Source organism: Lewinellaceae bacterium (assembly GCA_020636105.1).
Lineage (GTDB): Bacteria > Bacteroidota > Bacteroidia > Chitinophagales > Saprospiraceae > BCD1.
Genome location: JACJYL010000002.1, coordinates 684,325 through 702,400, shown reverse-complemented (window position 1 = coordinate 702,400; position 18,076 = coordinate 684,325). Strand labels below are relative to the sequence as shown.

Genomic DNA, 18,076 nt, shown 5'->3' with positions numbered 1-18,076 from the left:
AACCAATGGCTGATTATAAAATCATCTTTTCGATGGAGGGCGTATCCAAAGTTTACCCTCCCAATAAACAAGTCCTCAAAAACATCTGGCTGAGTTTTTTCTACGGTGCCAAGATCGGAGTGCTGGGTCTGAATGGCTCCGGAAAATCCACTTTACTCAAGATCATTGCCGGCCTGGATCAGAATTACCAGGGCAATATTAGCTTTGACGGCACCTATAAAATCGGGTATCTCGAACAGGAACCGGAGTTGGACGATAGTAAAACCGCTCGTCAGATTGTGGAAGAAGGGGTAAAGGAAATCATGGAGGTGATGGCAGAATACGAAGCCATCAATCTCAGGCTCGGAGAACCACTGGAGAATGATGAGATGATGGAATTGATTGATAAACAAGGTGTTTTGATGGAAAAACTCGATCATCACAACGCCTGGGAGATCGACAATAAGATCAATACGGCCATGGAGGCTCTGCGTTGTCCGCCGGATGATGCACCGGTAAAAGTACTTTCAGGAGGGGAACGTCGCCGGATCGCCCTGGCCAGGCTGTTACTCAGCAATCCCGATATCCTTTTGCTGGATGAGCCTACCAACCACCTGGATGTGGAATCCGTGGACTGGCTGGAGCAATATTTGAAGAGTTTCCCGGGAACGGTAATCGCTGTGACTCACGATCGTTATTTTCTCGATAACGTGGCGGGCTGGATTCTCGAACTCGATAGGGGAGAGGGTATTCCCTGGAAAGGTAATTATTCTTCCTGGCTGGATCAGAAAGCTACCAGGCTGGAGCAGGAGGAAAAGACCGAAAGCAAAAAGCGCAAAACGCTGCAGCGGGAATTGGACTGGATCAGGATGTCTCCCAAAGCTCGTCAGTCAAAAGGTAAAGCCCGTTTGAGCGCTTACGAAAAACTCGCTGACGAAGGCGCCAAAGAAAAAGAACAAAAACTCGAATTGTACATTCCGCCGGGGCCGCGCCTGGGCGACCAGGTGATCGATGTGGAAAATATTTCCAAATCTTTTGGTGACCGGATGCTTTTTGAAAATCTAAGCTTTAGCATTCCCAAAAATGCCATTGTCGGGATCATCGGCCCGAATGGGGTAGGAAAAAGTACCCTTTTTAAGATACTCATGGGGCGGGAAAAGCCCGATACCGGAACGGTAAAGATCGGGCATACCGTTCAGTTGGCTTATGTCGATCAGTCGCATGAGCAATTACAGGACAAGCAAAAAACCGTGTACGAGATCGTTTCTCAGGGGGTTGAAATACTTGACATTGGCGGTATTTCCGTCAATGCGCGGGCTTATATAAGCCGATTCAACTTCGGGGGCAGCGACCAGCAAAAAAAATTGGATATTCTGTCAGGAGGAGAACGCAACCGCGTGCAATTGGCCATGACCCTCAAAGAAGGGGGCAACGTACTGCTGCTGGATGAGCCTACCAACGATATTGACGTAAACACTCTGCGTGCCCTCGAAGATGCTGTTGATAATTTCGCCGGTTGTGCCCTGGTCATTTCCCACGACAGGTGGTTTATCGATAGATTGGCGACACACATTTTATCGTTTGAAGATGAAGCCGAAGTGATCTTTTTCGAAGGCAACTATACTCAATATGAAGAAATGAAAAAGGCTAAATGGGGAGATAATCCGCCAAAACGGCCTAAGTTCAAGAATGTGATCAATCGGTAGGAATGGTTCCAATTGAGCGCAGCGAAATCTCGTACCGTTAGGTCGGGAGGGTTCAAGGAGTTCAAGGAGTTCCGACACGAAAGTGTTAGGGTAAAATTAAACCCGCGAAATTTCCCTGGTACCTACTTGCAAGAGATATCCCTTCGTTAAACCTGAACATTCCCTACCGGTCCTTGCGGCACGATTTCCCTGCCTTCAATTTGAACAACTTGAACGCTTTGAACCAAAAACAGCCATCAGCCATTCAAAACCCGCAATAATTTCTGCTCAAACGGGGCGTCCCTTTCAAAGGTGTCTGTTTTTTTATATTTTAGCAGTTCATCTCTTTGAAAACACCTCGTCATGTCAATAAAAAACACCCTTTTACCCTTTGTTATCGTAATATTTACCCTTCTCCTTTTGAAAGCCTGGCTCCCTCAAAATATAAGTAAAACTTATGAGGCCGGCGAACATTATTGCGCATCGGATGAAATGATGCAAAAGGCTTTTGAAAAAGACCCGGAACTGGAAAAGCGGCATTGGGAAATCGAAGACGCGATTCATAAGGATAGACTTGAGCAGGGAAATGAAAAACTCGCCAGCCCTCCGCCGTATATTATTCCCGTGGTGGTCCATATTATCCATGAGAACGGCCCTGAAAATATTACGGATGCCCAGGTTTTGGATGGCATCGATCATCTTAACGAGGCTTTTGCCAATATCAATTATTACGACCAGGGTACTGGAGCTAATACCCAAATCCAGTTTTGCCTCGCCAAACGGACGCCTGAAGGCACTTTTACCACAGGAATCAACCGGGTTGTTTCGCCTCTTACGAACGTGGATATGGATTCGGAGGATCTTGACTTGAAGAATTTAATTCGCTGGGATCCATTGCATTATGTAAATTTTTGGCTGGTGGCTGAAATTTGCTCCGGCTCCAGCGGCTGTGGCGTAGCGGGATATGCCTACCTGCCTTCGGCTCACGGAAGCAGTGTGGATGGTATCGTTCAGGAGGCACGTTGGTTTGGGTCTTCCAATGCCAATTCAGGGGTTCAGATCCATGAAATGGGACATTATTTAGGCTTGTACCATACCTTCCAGGGGGGATGTACCAATGACGATTGTATGACGGATGGTGACAGGGTTTGTGATACGCCGCCGGATAATTCAACAGTTGCCGTACCTTGTGCCGGCTCGGCCAATTCCTGCTCGACAGATACCAATTCAGGGTTTGCAACCGATCAGAATGATATGTTCTGGGATTATATGGATTATGGCAACTGGAGTTGTTATTCCGCTTTTACCCAGGGCCAAACAGATCGTATGCATTGGTTTATTGAAAACGTGCGGGAAAGTTTGCTCGAATCCGAAGCTTGTAACGACCCATGTAGCGTAAACCTTGTAGCCGGTTTTACACCGAATGTCAACCAGACGGTGAATATCGGAACGACGATCAATTTTGTGAATACGACATCCAATGGAAGCCTTTACGACTGGCATCTCGACGGCGTTTCCACCGCTATAACAACGGATTTTTCTTATACTTTCAATACCCTGGGCACCTTTGTGATCACCCTTTACGCGGCGAATGCAGATCCCAACTGTCATGATGAGTATGCTATATCGGTGACCGTTGTTTGTCCTGTTGAAGCAGCATTCTCTTCGAGTAATGTTTTTCCCTTGCCGGGAGAGATTGTAGCGTTTACCAACGCCAGTGTTAATGCTTCCGGGTATACCTGGACCATCAACGGGACGGCCCAGGCTAACACGGATGACCTGACTTATGTTTTTCCTTCCAACGGCATCTACAATATTTGCCTGGAGGCCTCCAATGGACTTTGTACAGACACTTATTGCCAGACGTTGTTTGTGTTTGAACCTTCAGGAACCTGTGAAGATTCTACTTTTGTAAAAACCATTGGTCAGCCGGGGATTAATGAAGAAGGGACTGTAATCATTCCCTCCGGGGATGGCAATTTTTACATTGGTGCCGCATATTACGGCCAGCCGTATTTGCTAAAAATGACTCCAGGCGGGGTGATGCTCTGGCAATATTACATCCCCATCGGATCGGATAATGTGGTAAATGTTATCATTACCGATATGATCGTGGATTCGGAAGGTATGCTGGTGGTTTGTGGATTTGGTGGAGGAATACAAACCAACGAGGGATTTGTGTTTAAATATGACCCGGTTTTACATAGTTTGTTGTGGATGAAGCGATTGGCGCCTGCTTCTGCTGCACGTTCACTGCTGGAACCGGATGCCGGATCGGCTGTTTCGGATCATTACCTGCTCTTTGCGGAGACTCATTATAATCCTGCTCCCGGCAACCCGGACGATTTTACTTATATGAAACTGGACCGCAATACCGGAAGCACGGCCATTTTTGCTCCCTTGAATTATTCCCTCGGTACTTCCCAGACTTCCGCGGAGACGGCCATTTACAATAATGAAATTTATACCATTGGGCGTTATACCCATCCTGTTGGCACCAATTCGGAGAAAATGCGTTTTGGCCTGACCAAAATGGATATGGCCGGCAACGAAATTTGGTCGAAACTCTATCACATTCCGATCAGCCAGAATGCACGTTTGTACAGCCGGGATTTTATCATTGAAAACCAGTCCATTTACATGGCAGGGGATGGCGATGATAACGGATCCAGCCTTACTGATATAGATCCATTCCTGGTCAAAACTGATTTGCAGGGGAACCTCCAGTGGGTTCGGAAAATTCAATTGTTTGGCATCGGAAAAGTCAATGTCCAGGAGATGGTTTCAACACCCAGCAGTTTTTTCATTACAGGCCGTACCGTTGAAGCTCCTTATGTGTTTTACGTCATGAAAACCAATAAAGACGGGATGGTTCAATGGGCGAAATCTTATTCTTTTTCCGGTAACGACTTTTTTCAGACTCAACCACTGAACCAGATGATCGTAGACGGACAATTTCTGTACCTCACGGCCAAAACCACCCAGCCGGGCGGGACAGATTCGGATATTCTTCTCGTTAAGATGGACCTGGATGGCAATACGGCGGGAGAATGTGTCAGTTCAGAATCACTGGGCGTGGAAGACTATTACATTCAGCAGCCGATCGCCACCAACGTGGATTTGATTGAATATGACAGCCCCATTGAGGATTATCCATACGAGGGCCCCGTATTCGAACTGCAATCTCCAATGGATGGCTGTGGTTGTCAGCAGGATACATTGCCTTGCGAGACGACTTTTGTCAAAACGATGGGAACGGCCACGGACAATGAAACCGGGCGCATCATCATCACCGAACCGGGAGGAGGTTTCATTGCCGGGGCTACAAAGGGCGATAGCACCTTACTTGTCCTGCTGGACGGGGAGGGCGTCATGATATGGGAACGATCTTTTAAGTTTACGAACCAGGGAGAGTACCTGGTGGATTTGCGTCTGGATTCCGATAATAACCTTATTGCTGTTGGTGGGACAGACCTCATTGCCAATAACAGGGAGTGTTTTGCCTTCAAATACGATTACCAGAATGATGTGCTCTTGTGGTCGAAAATTCTCGATTTTTCGAATCAAAGCACTTCTGTTTTTGCCACAATTCTGGAACTGGGTCCCGGAGCCAATTATATCATTGGTGGAGGCACCGCTCAAAATTCAAGTCCCGGCCTCGGGTGTGATGCTTTCCTGATGGAGATCACCAGGGATTCGGGGAATCCCGTTTGGTATCAAAATTACAATTTGGGAAGCTGCGAGGGGCTGGCCAAAGTGATTCTCCATGCCAACAGCCTTTACGGAACCGGGCGGTATAATTACGCAGGCGGAGGTACGGATAAAATGCGGCAGGCGGTCAGTCAGTTTGATCTTTCCGGAAACGAAATCTGGTCGAGGTTATACCTGGTTAATGTTCAGAATAATGCCCGACTGTATTCCACGGATATGATTTCTGATAATGGTCTTATCGTCATAGGACACGGGGATGTGGACGGTACCAGTGCTACGGATATCAGTATGCAGATGTTCAAAACTGATTATTCCGGGAATATAACCTGGACCAAAAATTATCTAATCCCTGGCGTAAGCAACCAGCGGTTGATCAGGTTACTGAACCTTCCCGACGGTTATTTATTGCTTGGAAATTTTGAAGAGGGGCCCGTTACCAAGATGTTTTTGGCCAAAACAAACAAAGCAGGCGAAATTCAATGGAGCAAAAAATATGGGGGCAATCAGAATGATTATGGGTATGATGTGATCTGGAATAATGGCTTGATCTATCTCATCGGTAAAAGTGAGAGTTATGGCCTTGGCGGTCCCGAAGACCTTTTCCTGGCCAAATTAAGACTTGATGGTTCCCTGTCAGGGGAATGTATGGCCATTGCTGACCTGACCATCAACGAGAATGAATTCGTCGATCCTTACGATGGGTTACATCCATTGAATGCGTATCAGCCTTTGCTGGATTTTCCGGACAATCCTGTCCAGTCGAATATTACTAACCTGGAAGAAACGCTTGAATGTTACGTGCCTTGTCAGGCGCTCGATACCTGTATTATCTTTCCTGAGGCCATTTTAGTCGGGCTGGAAGGAGATTGCCAGGGCGATAGCATTCTCGTCACATTGGAAGTCTGTAATGCCGGCAATGGTCTGTTACCGGAAGGTACGCCCATTACCTTTTATGAAGGAGACCCGACAATCACTGTGGCTCCGGTTATTCAAACCGGTATCCTTCCCCAAAACCTCGAAACGGATAGTTGTATCATTTTCCAGCTTACCATGCCAACACCGGTATTTGCGCCTGTTTTTGTGGTAGTGAATGATGACGGAAGTACAACGACCCCTTTTGATCTGGAAGGAGCCGATTTTCCGAATACGGAGGTTTCAGAATGTAATTTTCTCAATAATATTGGTTCGTTTGAACTCGATTATATGCCTCCGATACTCAACCTGGGGTCGGATACGGTCATGTGCGATAATGCTACCATCACCATGGATGCCGGAAGCGGCTTTTATGAATACCGCTGGTTTAACGGTTCGATGGAGCAAACCTATACCAGTTGGGAACCCGGTACCTATTGGGTGGAAGTGACCGACAGCTGTGGAGGCATTCAGGCGGATACACTGACCATTACTGTATTGCCGGAAACGGAATTGCACGTCACCCAGGATACTATGGTTTGCCCGGGCACAGTGACCCTGACGGCCAGCGGTTTTGAAAAATACCAGTGGTTCCCGCAGGCGCAGATCGATTGTGATACCTGCGCCACCGTAGTCGTGAATATAGATTCAATGACCATTATAGAAGTGGTGGGAGAAAATGCCCCGGGTTGTTTTAGTGTGGATACCATCACCATAAATGTATTGCCGCCTTTACTGACCAAAGACACCATTAGTGTATGCGCCGGGGATACCGTTTTTATATTCAGTATCCCGGAAACCATGGAAGGAGATTATTCCCAGACCTTTACGGCTGTTAATGGCTGTGATTCCACGCATACTGTCACCTTAATGCATACCATTGATACGCTTGTTACGGACCAGCTGGTCAGCATTTGTCAGGGGGACTCGACTATGATCTTCGGGAATTTTGAATATGCTTCCGGGCAATTTGTGCAAATAGATACCAGCGGCAGTTGCGTGCTGGTAGATCGTGTGGAATTGGAGGTACGCGACACTTTTGCTACAGCGGAAGCCTTTTCCATTTGCGAATCGGATACCATAATGTTGTTTGGGCAAGCCGTTTTTACTTCAGGCCTTTACAGCCAACAGTATCAGTCGGCCCTGGGGTGTGATTCTATTCATTGGGTGGAATTGACTGTCCTGGATTCCGTGATGACTTCAGAAACGGTAACCATCTGTTCCAACGAAACGGCAGATGTTTTCGGGACACCCACCAGTTTGGCCGGGGATTATTTTATGACGTTTACAGGAACCAATACTTGTGATTCTACGCATATGATCCGTCTGGAGATTTTTCCTATAGCTGAAACAGAAGAAACCATAGTCTTGTGTGCCGGGGATTCAGCGTTGGTCTTTGGGAATTATGAAAACATTGACGGAGATTACAGCCAGCAATTTGCGGCATTCAATACCTGTGATTCCACGCATACGGTTCACCTGCAAGTATTATCGCCTTTGACCGTCAATTTTGACATAGAACCTTCTTGTCAGGGTAATAATAATGGTAATGTTTCGGCTGTTGTATCGGGCGGTCAGCCGGGATACACCCTTCAATGGAATAACGGGCAGACAGGCAATACCCTTCAAAACCTGGCACCGGGAATTTATGAACTGACCATTACGGATGGAAATAATTGTATGACCTTTGCCCAGGCCGAAGTGGAAGCTACCAATGCCGCCATTGTTACTGTTGAAACAGCAGATGTAGATTGTTTTGGTGATACTGACGGGGTGATAACCGTCCTTACCTCCGAATCCAACCTTCTTTATAGTCTTGACAGCATTAATTTTCAATCCGGCAATGTATTTGAAAACCTGCAGGCAGGCTCCTATTCTTTGTATGTGCAAAATGCCGACGGGTGTGTTAATACGTACCCGGTGACACTTATTGAACCCTTTGAATTACTGGTTTCTCTGCCTGAAGACATGACCGTGCACCTGGGAGATTCAATCCAAATTCAGCCTTCCACGAATGGTGTCGGGAACCTGGTTTATCAATGGTTGCCCTGGGAAAGTTTATCGTGTGCGAATTGCCTGGTTCCTATGGCTGGACCGTGGGTTTCCACCCTTTATTCTTTAACCGTTACCGATGAAAACGGATGCCGGGCTACTGATGATATTTTCATCCTTGTGGAAAAGGCTCCGCGGGTTTATATTCCCAATGCCTTTAGCCCGAATGCAGACGGCATCAACGATATCTTTTACATCAATGCAGGAATTGAGGTTTTGGAAATCAAATCATTTCGCATATTTGACCGTTGGGGCAATCTCGTTTTTGAGGGAAAAAATTTCAACCCCAATGACCCAAATTACGGTTGGGACGGAAGTTTCAATGGTCGGCCGATGAATAATGCTGTCTTCGTATTTTATGCCGAGATTGCTTTTGTGGACGGATCTTCCCAAGTGATGAAAGGGGAGGTGGCGTTGTTGAGGTGATGGCTCGTTACTGGTTGCTCGTTGCTTGTAACTCGTTGTTTGTATCGGGTAGAAAAAATAATTTTCCACCCGATACCATTTTGTTAATCAATAAAAGTCTTCAGTATTCCAGGCAAACTGGAAGGCTTTTTTCATCATTTTTTTCGTTCATAACAGCCTGCATTTGAAATGGGCTATGTTTGGCCATAGCGGCCATAATTTTATTTTTCCCACCCGGAATGGCAAGAAACTTTTTTCCTAATGTACTCAAAGCGGCGGCGAGCACCAGTAACCCAATTCCCAAATCCTTACTGTTTTGTTTCACCGTTTCCTTTCCTTCCAGGTAGGTCAATATTTTTTGTTCGTAATTCAATGTGCTTCAGTTTGTTTTATCCTGGCATTAATGGCCCGTTACCGCTCAAAACATGAAAGCCATCAAGACAAAGTGTTTTGTAAAACGAATTTATTTGGCAATTTTTTACCAAAAAACTGTTCTCGTTTAACGATCCTAATGTTTTTGAACCCCTGCAACAAGCTCCTCCAAAATCACTTTTGAATCCTTATGGATGGCACCCAGGATGCCGCCTGGTTTAAAATTATCGAAACCAAGGAAGAACATATTTTCAAAAGTTCCCTTTCCGATAGGGGAGGAGGGGTTGTCGTACCGGTCCAGCATCGGAGCGATGCCAGGGATGAATTCTTCTAATTTAGAGAGGTAACCGGTACAAAGAATGACATCGTGAATTTCGATTTCCCGACCGTTTTTAAAGATGATGGTTTGCAGATCGAAATGATCGATATCCGGCAGCACTTTGATCTTCCCAGTACGGATCAGTTTGGCGGCCCCCAGGTCGATGACGGGCGTTTTGCCGGTCAGTCGCAATTGGGCCGAAGGAGCCATTTTGGGCGTTTTAATGCCGTATTTATCAAGCTTGCCAATGCTGAGTCGTTGAGCCAGTATTGAAATTTTATCTCCTATCCAGGCAGGTAATTTTGCCAGTTTTAAGGCAGTTTCCTGGGTAGGTCTTCCGAGTAATTCCAATGGGACAATATTCACCGGTCCTCTCACGGAAAGAAAAACCTGTACGTTTGCGTTGGCCAGGTCAAAGGCGATCTCAGCTCCGGTATTGCCCATCCCCACTACGAGCACCTTTCTGCCTTTAAAAGGCTCGGGGTTTTTATATTCCCGGCTATGGATGATGGTTCCGTTAAAGTCTTCAATACTTTCCCATCGGGGTTCAAAAGGCACCCTGTTGACACCGGTGGCCACCACCACAAATTTGTAGTAGTATGTTTTGTCCTGGGTTTTTACTTCCCAAAGCCCTTCACTGGTTTTATGGATGCTTTCAATCGTTTGGTTGAAAACAGGTTTTATGTCAAAATGGTGGGCATAATCCTCATAGTATTCGAGCAGTTGTTGTCGGGAAACGAATGTCGGAAAATCTTCAGGGAATGGAAGATGCGGCAGGGCAGATTTTTCGTTAATCGTATGCAGATGCAGGCGATCATAGTGCTGACTCCAGGACCAGGCCACCCTGTTCTGTGCTTCGAAAATGTCGAAAGGAATTTGTTGGTGTCGTAATCTGCCGGCCATGGCTAATCCTGCCGGGCCGGCACCGATAATTAGTATTTTTTCCATTTTGTTTTGGTATCTCCTTAAAGGACAAGGCTAAAATAAGTTTTTTTATTTAGCAGTAAGGAGAAAAACAGAAAATATCGTTCAAATTCTGTTTTTTAAAACAGGAGATTTACCGTTCCGGTACTTCTGTAAACCAATCCTTTATCATCTTTGTATTGAACCGAATAGACAAAAACATCAGGAAACAGGGTTTCATTTTTGAATTTTCCGTCCCAGCCTTTGGTATAATCGTCTGTTTCAAATAACAGAGTGCCCCATCGGTTGAATACGCGAAGGGTAAAGTTGGAGAGGAGGACGTCGCCGGTTTCTACCTTGAAAACATCATTCACCCCGTCTCCATTTGGACTGAACGCATTCGGGATGTAAACGTTGGGCGGAAACTGTTGATTTTCAGTAATTTTGGAAGCCGTTGCACTGAGAGAGAACAATAATAAAACAAAGAGGAGTTGAAGGGATTTCATGGTAATAACTTTTGTGAAAATGATAAATATTTTTTATTTCTTAAGAGCACAAATTTACAAAACCGAACCCCGTAAAAACGGGTTATTTACCTATCGACGAACCATGCAGGGGAATGGTGCGTTTGCTTTAGGGGAGGGAGTCTTTAAATTTTTTATATTGTGGCCGGAATGAATAAATGGCCCGAACCAACCTAAAAACAAGACAACATAATGAAACGATTAGAAGGAATAGAGTTATTGATTTTTGATCTCGACGGAACCCTCGTGGATTCACAGTATGACCTGGCGGATGCGGTAAATTTTGCCCTTTTCAGGATGGCCAAACCCCAGTTCCCTTATGGCGTTATTCTTCCTATGCTTGGGGGTGGGGTCAGGAGCCTGATCAGCCAGGCTTTTGAAACTTCGGTTCCGGAAGAAATTGATGAAGCCCTTGGTTTTTTTAATGAATTTTATGAAAAAAACCATGCAGTAAAAACGGATTATTACCCTGGGGTGCGGGAGACGCTGGGTAAGTTGAAAAGCAAAACTATGGCGGTGTTGAGCAACAAACCCCACCGATTTACAGAAGGGATCATGGCCAAACTGGATCATGAAGGGTATTTTGACCTGGTACAAGGGGCAAAGCCTGAAATTTATGCTCTAAAGCCCAGCCCGGAAGGTTTGAGGAAAATTTTACAAAAGCTTAATATTGCCGCGACAAAGGCGCTGATGGTGGGCGATTCCACTCATGATATTATGGCTGCAAAATCAATTGGGATGAGAACCTGCGCGGTAACTTATGGGTACAGATCCAAAGAAGTACTTGCCGGGGAGGAGCCCGATATTATGGTCGATTCTTTTGCCGAATTGGCAGAAGTCATTTATTAAGTTTTGCAGTGGGAACTATTTTTATGTATCTTGTGCTATAGAATCTTTGAAACAATTATAAACTAAAAAGGAGAAAAGATATTGAGCGAAATAGTATTAAACATTGTAGGAGTTGATCCGTTGGCCCTTTTCGGGGAAAACAATGTTAAATTAGATTTACTGAGGGATGCTTTTCCCGATGTAACCATCACCTCCCGCGGAGATAATCTTCGCCTTGCCGGGGATAAAAAAGAAACTCAAACGGTAAAATCCAAATTTGAACTGATGGTTCGAATGCTCAAAGAGCACGGAGAACTGAGCGTTCATGTGGTGGAAGACCTGATTAAAGGCGACAATCCATTTGCCTCTAAAATAAGTAATGGAGATTCTAAAACCATCGTTCATGGCCGGAACGGCCGTCAGATCAAGGCACGGACGATTAATCAAAAAAAATTGATCGAGGCTTCTGAGGAAAACGATATCGTTTTTGCCGTGGGGCCCGCGGGTACAGGTAAAACCTATACCGCAGTTGCCCTGGCCGTGAAGGCACTTCGGAGTAAACTGGTCAGGAAAATCATCCTGACGCGTCCGGCAGTGGAAGCGGGAGAAAGCCTTGGATTTCTTCCCGGAGACCTCAAAGAAAAAATCGATCCCTATCTGCGTCCTTTGTATGATGCCCTGGATGATATGTTGCCAGCGGATAAACTCGCCCAGTTCATGGATACCAGAGTCATCGAGATCGCCCCCCTGGCTTTTATGAGAGGGCGTACCCTCGACAATGCTTTTATCATCCTGGATGAAGCGCAAAACTGCACGACCTTGCAGATCAAAATGTTTCTCACCAGGCTGGGACCTTCTGCCAAGTGTATCGTTACCGGGGACCTCTCCCAGGTGGATCTTCCGCATTACCAAAAATCAGGTTTGCAAACAGCAATTAATCTTTTGGGTGACTTAAAGGGTATTGCTTCCGTCTACTTAACTGCAGAGGATGTTGTACGACACCGATTGGTGAAGGAAATCATCAAAGCCTATGAGCGGGAAAGCGAAAAAGAGAAGGAACTTGAAGAAAAGAAAAGGAGTGACAGGAGAGAAAGAATCGCGGGGCCTTCGCCAGATAAAGCAGAATGATGATTGCATTCTATTTAAGAAATTAAAATTAATTTTTTTAACTAAATATTCAAAATATGTCTTTACAGGATAAGTACAGGTCAGTATTGAACCTGGGTGAAGAACTCGAAGTAAAAGAGGGTTCCGTTGAAGAATCAGATGGCAAACTGAAAATCCGTGGTTTGGCCAGTACCCAGTATCACAAAAATTTACTTTGGGATGAAATCAAAAAAGTCGGAGGAGAGTCTCCTTCTGATTTGATGGCTGACATCAAAGTGGAAAATACGGATTATTATCACAAACACACCGTAGCAAAAGGAGAAACTCTGGGTAAAATCTCTAAGCAGTATTATGGAAAGCCTGGTCATTACATGGCTATTTTTAATGCCAATACGGATATTCTCAAAGATCCTAATATGATTCACCCGGATCAGGAACTTGTTATTCCGTTTCCGGAAGACTAATCAATCATTTGATTGAAGGTATAAACATGAGTCATCCCGAATTTCATCTAATCAGATTAAATTCGGGATTTTTCTTTTACAAAAGAAATAAACCGCAAAACCTGCCTTCCGTCGCGGCAGCAGGCAAGGTTTAAAACAAGTAACCGCAAAATTTAGAAGTGTTTGGGTCGTGGGTTAGGTGTTTTGCAACAAAAAATGACTTTTTTCCAAAACCCAAACCTTTTGCCCACTCACTTTTACACCTGCCTTCCTGCGTCAGCAGGCAGGTTTTACATTTAAAAAATACTTCAAATAATCAAAAAATTTCTATTTCAGACAGTTTTTGAAAATTCGGGATGAACTGTGTTCATCTCCAAATTTTTTTCGGAAAATCAGAAAATTTTATTTGGCAAAATAATGTTTTAGTCTGTATTCCGGATCAAATTTTTGTCCAGTTATAGCTATAGTGAAAGCGATTTTCAGCAACTTATTGGCCACCGCAATCATGGCTACTTTAAATGGTTTTTTCTTTGCAATATAGAGTCTTTCAAATAGTTCCTTACATACAGGGTTAAACCTTTTGGCACTTAAAGCACATTCATAAAGTAACTTTCGAAGATAGGATGACCCTAACTTGCAGATGTGTGAAGCTCCCTTAACACTTACTCCTGACTCGTATGTCCGAGGAGCTAACCCCACATAGGCTATCAAAGCTTTATATGATCCAAACTTGGTAAAGCCTCCAGTTATTAGGATTAAGGTGGCTACCGTTTTGGGACCTAAACCGGGAATTGATCGTAAAGAAGCCTCTAATTCTTTGTAATGTTCTTTAATGCTATTATTGATAAGGCATTGTATTTCTTGTAAATGTTTCTCTAATTTTACTATTTGGCACTTTATTATTTCAAGGGCTTCTTTACTGGGGTCTGGTACAAGTTCAAAGTTTTTTTGTTGATTGATTAATGCCGTCTTTTGTTTTGTTAATTGTGCAGAAACTGTCATTAACTGTTGAAGTTGTCTTAAATGTGTCGGTGGAGCTGTCCAACTTTCAGGCTTAAATACTTGGCCATACTGGGCAATAACATAAGCATCTACCCTATCTGTTTTTGCCCTCTTGAGATTCAATCGAGAAAAATACTTTACACGCAAAGGGTTGACTACACTAACACGTTTATCATGCTCAACTAAATATAATGCCAACCCTACATGATAAGATCCCGTTGCTTCTATTATGCATAAGTCCTGATCACTAAGGTTTTTAGCAAACTTTTGCCAACCTTGAGCATCATTATTAAAACGGCTTTCTTCTAATAGAGCCCCTTGTGATAAAACGCAGACATCAAAACTATCTTTTGATATGTCAATTCCTACAAAACGATCAGATTGTTTCATACTAAATCGGTAAATTTGTGTTGATAAAATAACTTCTGTTATGCCTCATCTATCTTACTCAGGCTTTTTGCCTAACAAACTGTCCGAGGTGAAACAGAGAAAAGGAAGCGGGACTGGCTATCCCGAACTGTCTTAATGACAAATGACTCATTATAGTCTTATGCCGCTTCCTTATTTTTTCATTTCAAATTTACCAAATTTAATTTCCTGCCCCTAAGGTAAGATGACTCATGTTTTTTATCCCAGGATTTCCTGCAAAATAAGGTGTGAATTGATCGTTGGGAAATTTTCGATGTGCAGCCTGTAAAAATCGAGTAGCTTGGCCAGTAGATATCTTCTTTGTTCTACTTTCAGGGGAATGGTATGGCTGGCTTCGAACTGGGCATTTAGCAATAAATAAAGTATTTTGCTGTAAGTTATATCAAGAAAATAGGCGTGCATGGGCTGGTGGATGCAAAAAACTCCATTTTTAAGGTCAAAGAACAACTCTTTTTCATCGGGATCGGATTCGGGTAAAAAACCCAGGAATCCGCTGAATTCCAAAAGGAAAGAAAGCGGCAGGTTAGCGACATTGCCCGTGTGACGGTCCAGGTGCGCGAAACTACTGCTCAGGAATTGAAATAAAGGTTGGTTGGCCTCGGCCTCCCTAAGGGTCTTCTGGGCAATTTCAGCCATAAATAACCCCACAGCCCCCTTGTGGATATCCAATGGAATGGACTGGTAAACCACAGAGGATCGGATTTCAGTCAGTCGGTTGAGGTCTTTCCCCTCTCTTTCATATGCAACGATCTCCACGTGGGACATCACCTGTAATAGCGAAGCGCCTATCCTGGCATTTTTTTTACGAACACCACTGACGATGTACTTACGGAGCCCAAGAGCTTCCGTGAAAATGTCCACAATAAGGCTGGTCTCACCGTATTTGATGGATTTGAGAACGATTCCTTGTGTTTTGACGAGCATGAGGCAAAATTAGGCTTTAAAATGGAAAAAATGTTACCGGTGATAGAAACAAGTTTTCCTTCCCTTGGGAGGCTGAACCAAAAGATTGTAATTTTTTTGATAATAATGATTCATTATATGAAACAAAAATTAAACCTGTCCGTAAAACAATATGTAAATAAAAAAAGCCGACTGAAAATCAATCGGCTTCAAAAAAACTTTGAGAGGCTATCTACATACCAAAAGGATATTCTTTAATATCCTTCGGAAAAAAATCATGAGATTATAAACTGCCTGATGATGTCATGAGGCAGAATCGTATTCGTGGATTATTCTTGTTGTTGTGTAAGTCTGTGTAAAAAGATTATAATTTGTTATTAGGGTACGTTATTTAGCCTCTCTTTACTATTTTAATTAGGTCGTTTCTTTTGATGATACAAATATCGCACCTTATCACGTCTAATATTAGTACAATTTGATTGAATACTGTAGTTTTTATTGTAAATTTATTTTCACTAAACAATTGATTGTAAGTTATTTATCGTTTAATGTTAGTGTTTGTTTTTCGTTTTTTTGATTAAAAACGTATGATTTATTTGTCTAATTGACTGATTTTTTTCAAAAAAACCTTCTTTGGTTCATTCATTCTCTTTTACTAGCGAATCCAACCCGTTTTTAACTTCGAAAAAAAAAGTTAAAAATTTAGGATAAAAAATGAAACAAAAAAAAATGGCGTACCGTATAACACAAATAAAAAAAGCCGACTGAAAATCAATCGGCTTCAAAAAAACTTTGAGAGGCTATCTACATACCAAAAGGATATTCTTTAATATCCTTCGGAAAAAATTCGTGAGATTATAATCTGCCTGGCAATTTCTGTAGCCAGGTTCGTATTCGTGGATTATACTTGTTTAGCAGGTCTGTGTTAAATGAGATATAATTTGTTATTAGTGGTACGTTTTTTAGCCTCTCTTTATATTTCAATAACAGGTCATTTCTTTTGACAATACAAATATGGTATCATTTGCTTTTTTAAATTAGTACAATTTGGTCAATTACTGTATTTTTTTAAAGCATTAATATTTACTTATATGTTTGTAAATCAATAATTTAGCATTATTTTTTATTTTAAATCTTGATTTATCGGTTGGTTTTTTACCTTTTTTTTTCTCATTTTTTTTCAAAAAAAAATAAAAAAAGTTCATTTTTTTTCAATTTTTTTCCAATCAACCGGATAAATAGCTATTCTTGCCGATAAAAAATACCTATGATTAGTGTGGCCGAAGCCAGTAGAATAATACTGGATCATGCTTTTGAATTTGAAGAAAAAATCGTTCCCCTTGCTGAGTCTATGGGAGCAATTTTACGTGAAGACCTTTTGGCAGACAGAGATTTTCCTCCATTTGACAGGGTGACCATGGATGGTATTGCGATTGATTTCAGCGCTTTTGCTTCCGGAAGAAGGGTGTTTATGATTGAATCGACAGGTCCGGCGGGTGCTCCCCAGCAAATGCTTAAGGCCCCTGAGCATTGTATCGAGATCATGACCGGGGCGATTCTGCCCAAAGGAACCGACACGGTGATCCGTTACGAAGATGTCGAAATAAAGGACGGGGTGGCAACCTTGTCTATCGACGAACTCAAACAAGGCAAAAATGTACACCGGAAAGGAGAAGACTGTTTTGCAGGGGCCGTGCTGGTGAAGTCGGGAACCAGGATAAGCCCCGCCGAGATCGGAATTGCCGCAACCATTGGGAAAACACACCTTGTTGTCGCCGATATTCCGGAGGCGGTGATCATTTCCACCGGGGATGAATTGGTAGACGTGGACCAGACGCCATTGGATTACCAGATTCGCATGTCTAATTCCCATCAGTTGAAAGCCACCATGGAACAATGGGGTATTAAGGTTCATCTGGCCCATTTGGCCGATGAGGAAGAAGAGATATTTCAGAAACTGCAGGGATTGCTTTCCTCCTTTAAGATCGTCGTGATGAGTGGGGGAGTTTCAAAAGGAAAATTCGATTACATTCCGGGAACTCTCGAAAAACTGGGAGTGAAAAAATTGTTTCACACGGTTAAACAGCGCCCGGGGAAACCTTTTTGGTTTGGAGTGAGTCCCCTGGGGGCAAGAGTTTTTGCTTTGCCTGGCAATCCGGTTTCTACATTTATGTGTGCCCACAAATATGTGCAAAGCTGGCTCGACAAAAGCCTGGGCTTAAACACGGGGCTCCCTTATGCTGTTTTAGCCGAAGATTATACATTCAAACCTGATCTTACCTATTATCTGCAGGTAAAACTCGAATATACAACGGATGGCCGGATTCTGGCCTATCCGCAAACCGGTAACGGGTCCGGCGACCATGCTAACCTGGCCACAGCGGATGCGTTTTTGGAAATTCCGGAAGGGAGAGAGGATTTTAAGGCAGGGGAGGTTTTTCCGTTTATACGGTTTAGATAAGCAGAGATGGCTGACATATTTAATTGTCTCTGCGCTAGATT

General features: G+C 43.6%; 11 protein-coding genes. 6 read left to right on the top strand and 5 right to left on the bottom strand.

The annotated features are described in order from the left end of the window. Nucleotides 1-5 precede the first annotated feature (5 nt). Together ettA and H6571_19990 are read left to right on the top strand one after the other, a co-directional pair. Nucleotides 6-1,685 carry an energy-dependent translational throttle protein EttA gene (gene ettA, locus H6571_19995; protein MCB9326032.1) on the top strand — a complete coding sequence of 560 codons (1,680 nt, stop codon included), beginning with the start codon at nt 6-8 and terminating at the stop codon, nt 1,683-1,685. 342 nt (nt 1,686-2,027) lie between these two features. Further along, a complete protein-coding gene (locus H6571_19990) occupies nt 2,028-8,765 on the top strand; it encodes a gliding motility-associated C-terminal domain-containing protein (protein ID MCB9326031.1) in 6,738 nt (2,245 codons plus the stop codon). A 100-nt stretch (nt 8,766-8,865) separates the two neighbouring features. On the opposite strand, the gene H6571_19985 is transcribed toward H6571_19990, so the two are convergent. The 3 genes from H6571_19985 to H6571_19975 form a co-directional block, all read right to left on the bottom strand. Next, nucleotides 8,866-9,117: a hypothetical protein gene (locus H6571_19985; protein MCB9326030.1), complete on the bottom strand. Its 252-nt coding sequence runs from the start codon at nt 9,115-9,117 to the stop codon at nt 8,866-8,868. 135 nt (nt 9,118-9,252) lie between these two features. Beyond that, nucleotides 9,253-10,383, bottom strand: coding sequence for an NAD(P)/FAD-dependent oxidoreductase (locus H6571_19980; GenBank protein MCB9326029.1), 1,131 nt, complete (start codon nt 10,381-10,383; stop codon nt 9,253-9,255). Nucleotides 10,384-10,478: 95 nt separating this feature from the next. Next, a complete protein-coding gene (locus H6571_19975) occupies nt 10,479-10,844 on the bottom strand; it encodes a gliding motility-associated C-terminal domain-containing protein (protein MCB9326028.1) in 366 nt (121 codons plus the stop codon). Between the two features lie 210 nt (nt 10,845-11,054). On the opposite strand from H6571_19975, the gene H6571_19970 reads away from it, so the two are divergent. The 3 genes from H6571_19970 to H6571_19960 all read left to right on the top strand — a co-directional run bounded on the left by H6571_19970 (nt 11,055) and on the right by H6571_19960 (nt 13,261). Continuing rightward, nucleotides 11,055-11,711 carry an HAD-IA family hydrolase gene (locus H6571_19970; GenBank protein MCB9326027.1) on the top strand — a complete coding sequence of 219 codons (657 nt, stop codon included), beginning with the start codon at nt 11,055-11,057 and terminating at the stop codon, nt 11,709-11,711. 81 nt (nt 11,712-11,792) lie between these two features. After that, entirely contained in the window at nt 11,793-12,818 is a 1,026-nt protein-coding gene (locus H6571_19965; protein ID MCB9326026.1) for a PhoH family protein, read from the top strand. Nucleotides 12,819-12,874: 56 nt separating this feature from the next. Further along, nucleotides 12,875-13,261, top strand: a complete 387-nt coding sequence (locus tag H6571_19960; protein ID MCB9326025.1) for a LysM peptidoglycan-binding domain-containing protein — start codon at nt 12,875-12,877, stop codon at nt 13,259-13,261. A 381-nt stretch (nt 13,262-13,642) separates the two neighbouring features. On the opposite strand, the gene H6571_19955 is transcribed toward H6571_19960, so the two are convergent. Both H6571_19955 and recO read right to left on the bottom strand, forming a co-directional pair. Then, entirely contained in the window at nt 13,643-14,632 is a 990-nt protein-coding gene (locus H6571_19955) for an IS110 family transposase (GenBank protein ID MCB9326024.1), read from the bottom strand. Between the two features lie 237 nt (nt 14,633-14,869). Further along, complete coding sequence (gene recO, locus H6571_19950) at nt 14,870-15,595, bottom strand: DNA repair protein RecO (GenBank protein ID MCB9326023.1); 726 nt, start codon at nt 15,593-15,595, stop codon at nt 14,870-14,872. Between the two features lie 1,246 nt (nt 15,596-16,841). Here recO and H6571_19945 point away from each other — a divergent pair. Continuing rightward, complete coding sequence (locus H6571_19945) at nt 16,842-18,035, top strand: molybdopterin molybdotransferase MoeA (protein ID MCB9326022.1); 1,194 nt, start codon at nt 16,842-16,844, stop codon at nt 18,033-18,035. The last annotated feature ends 41 nt before the right edge of the window (nt 18,036-18,076 follow it).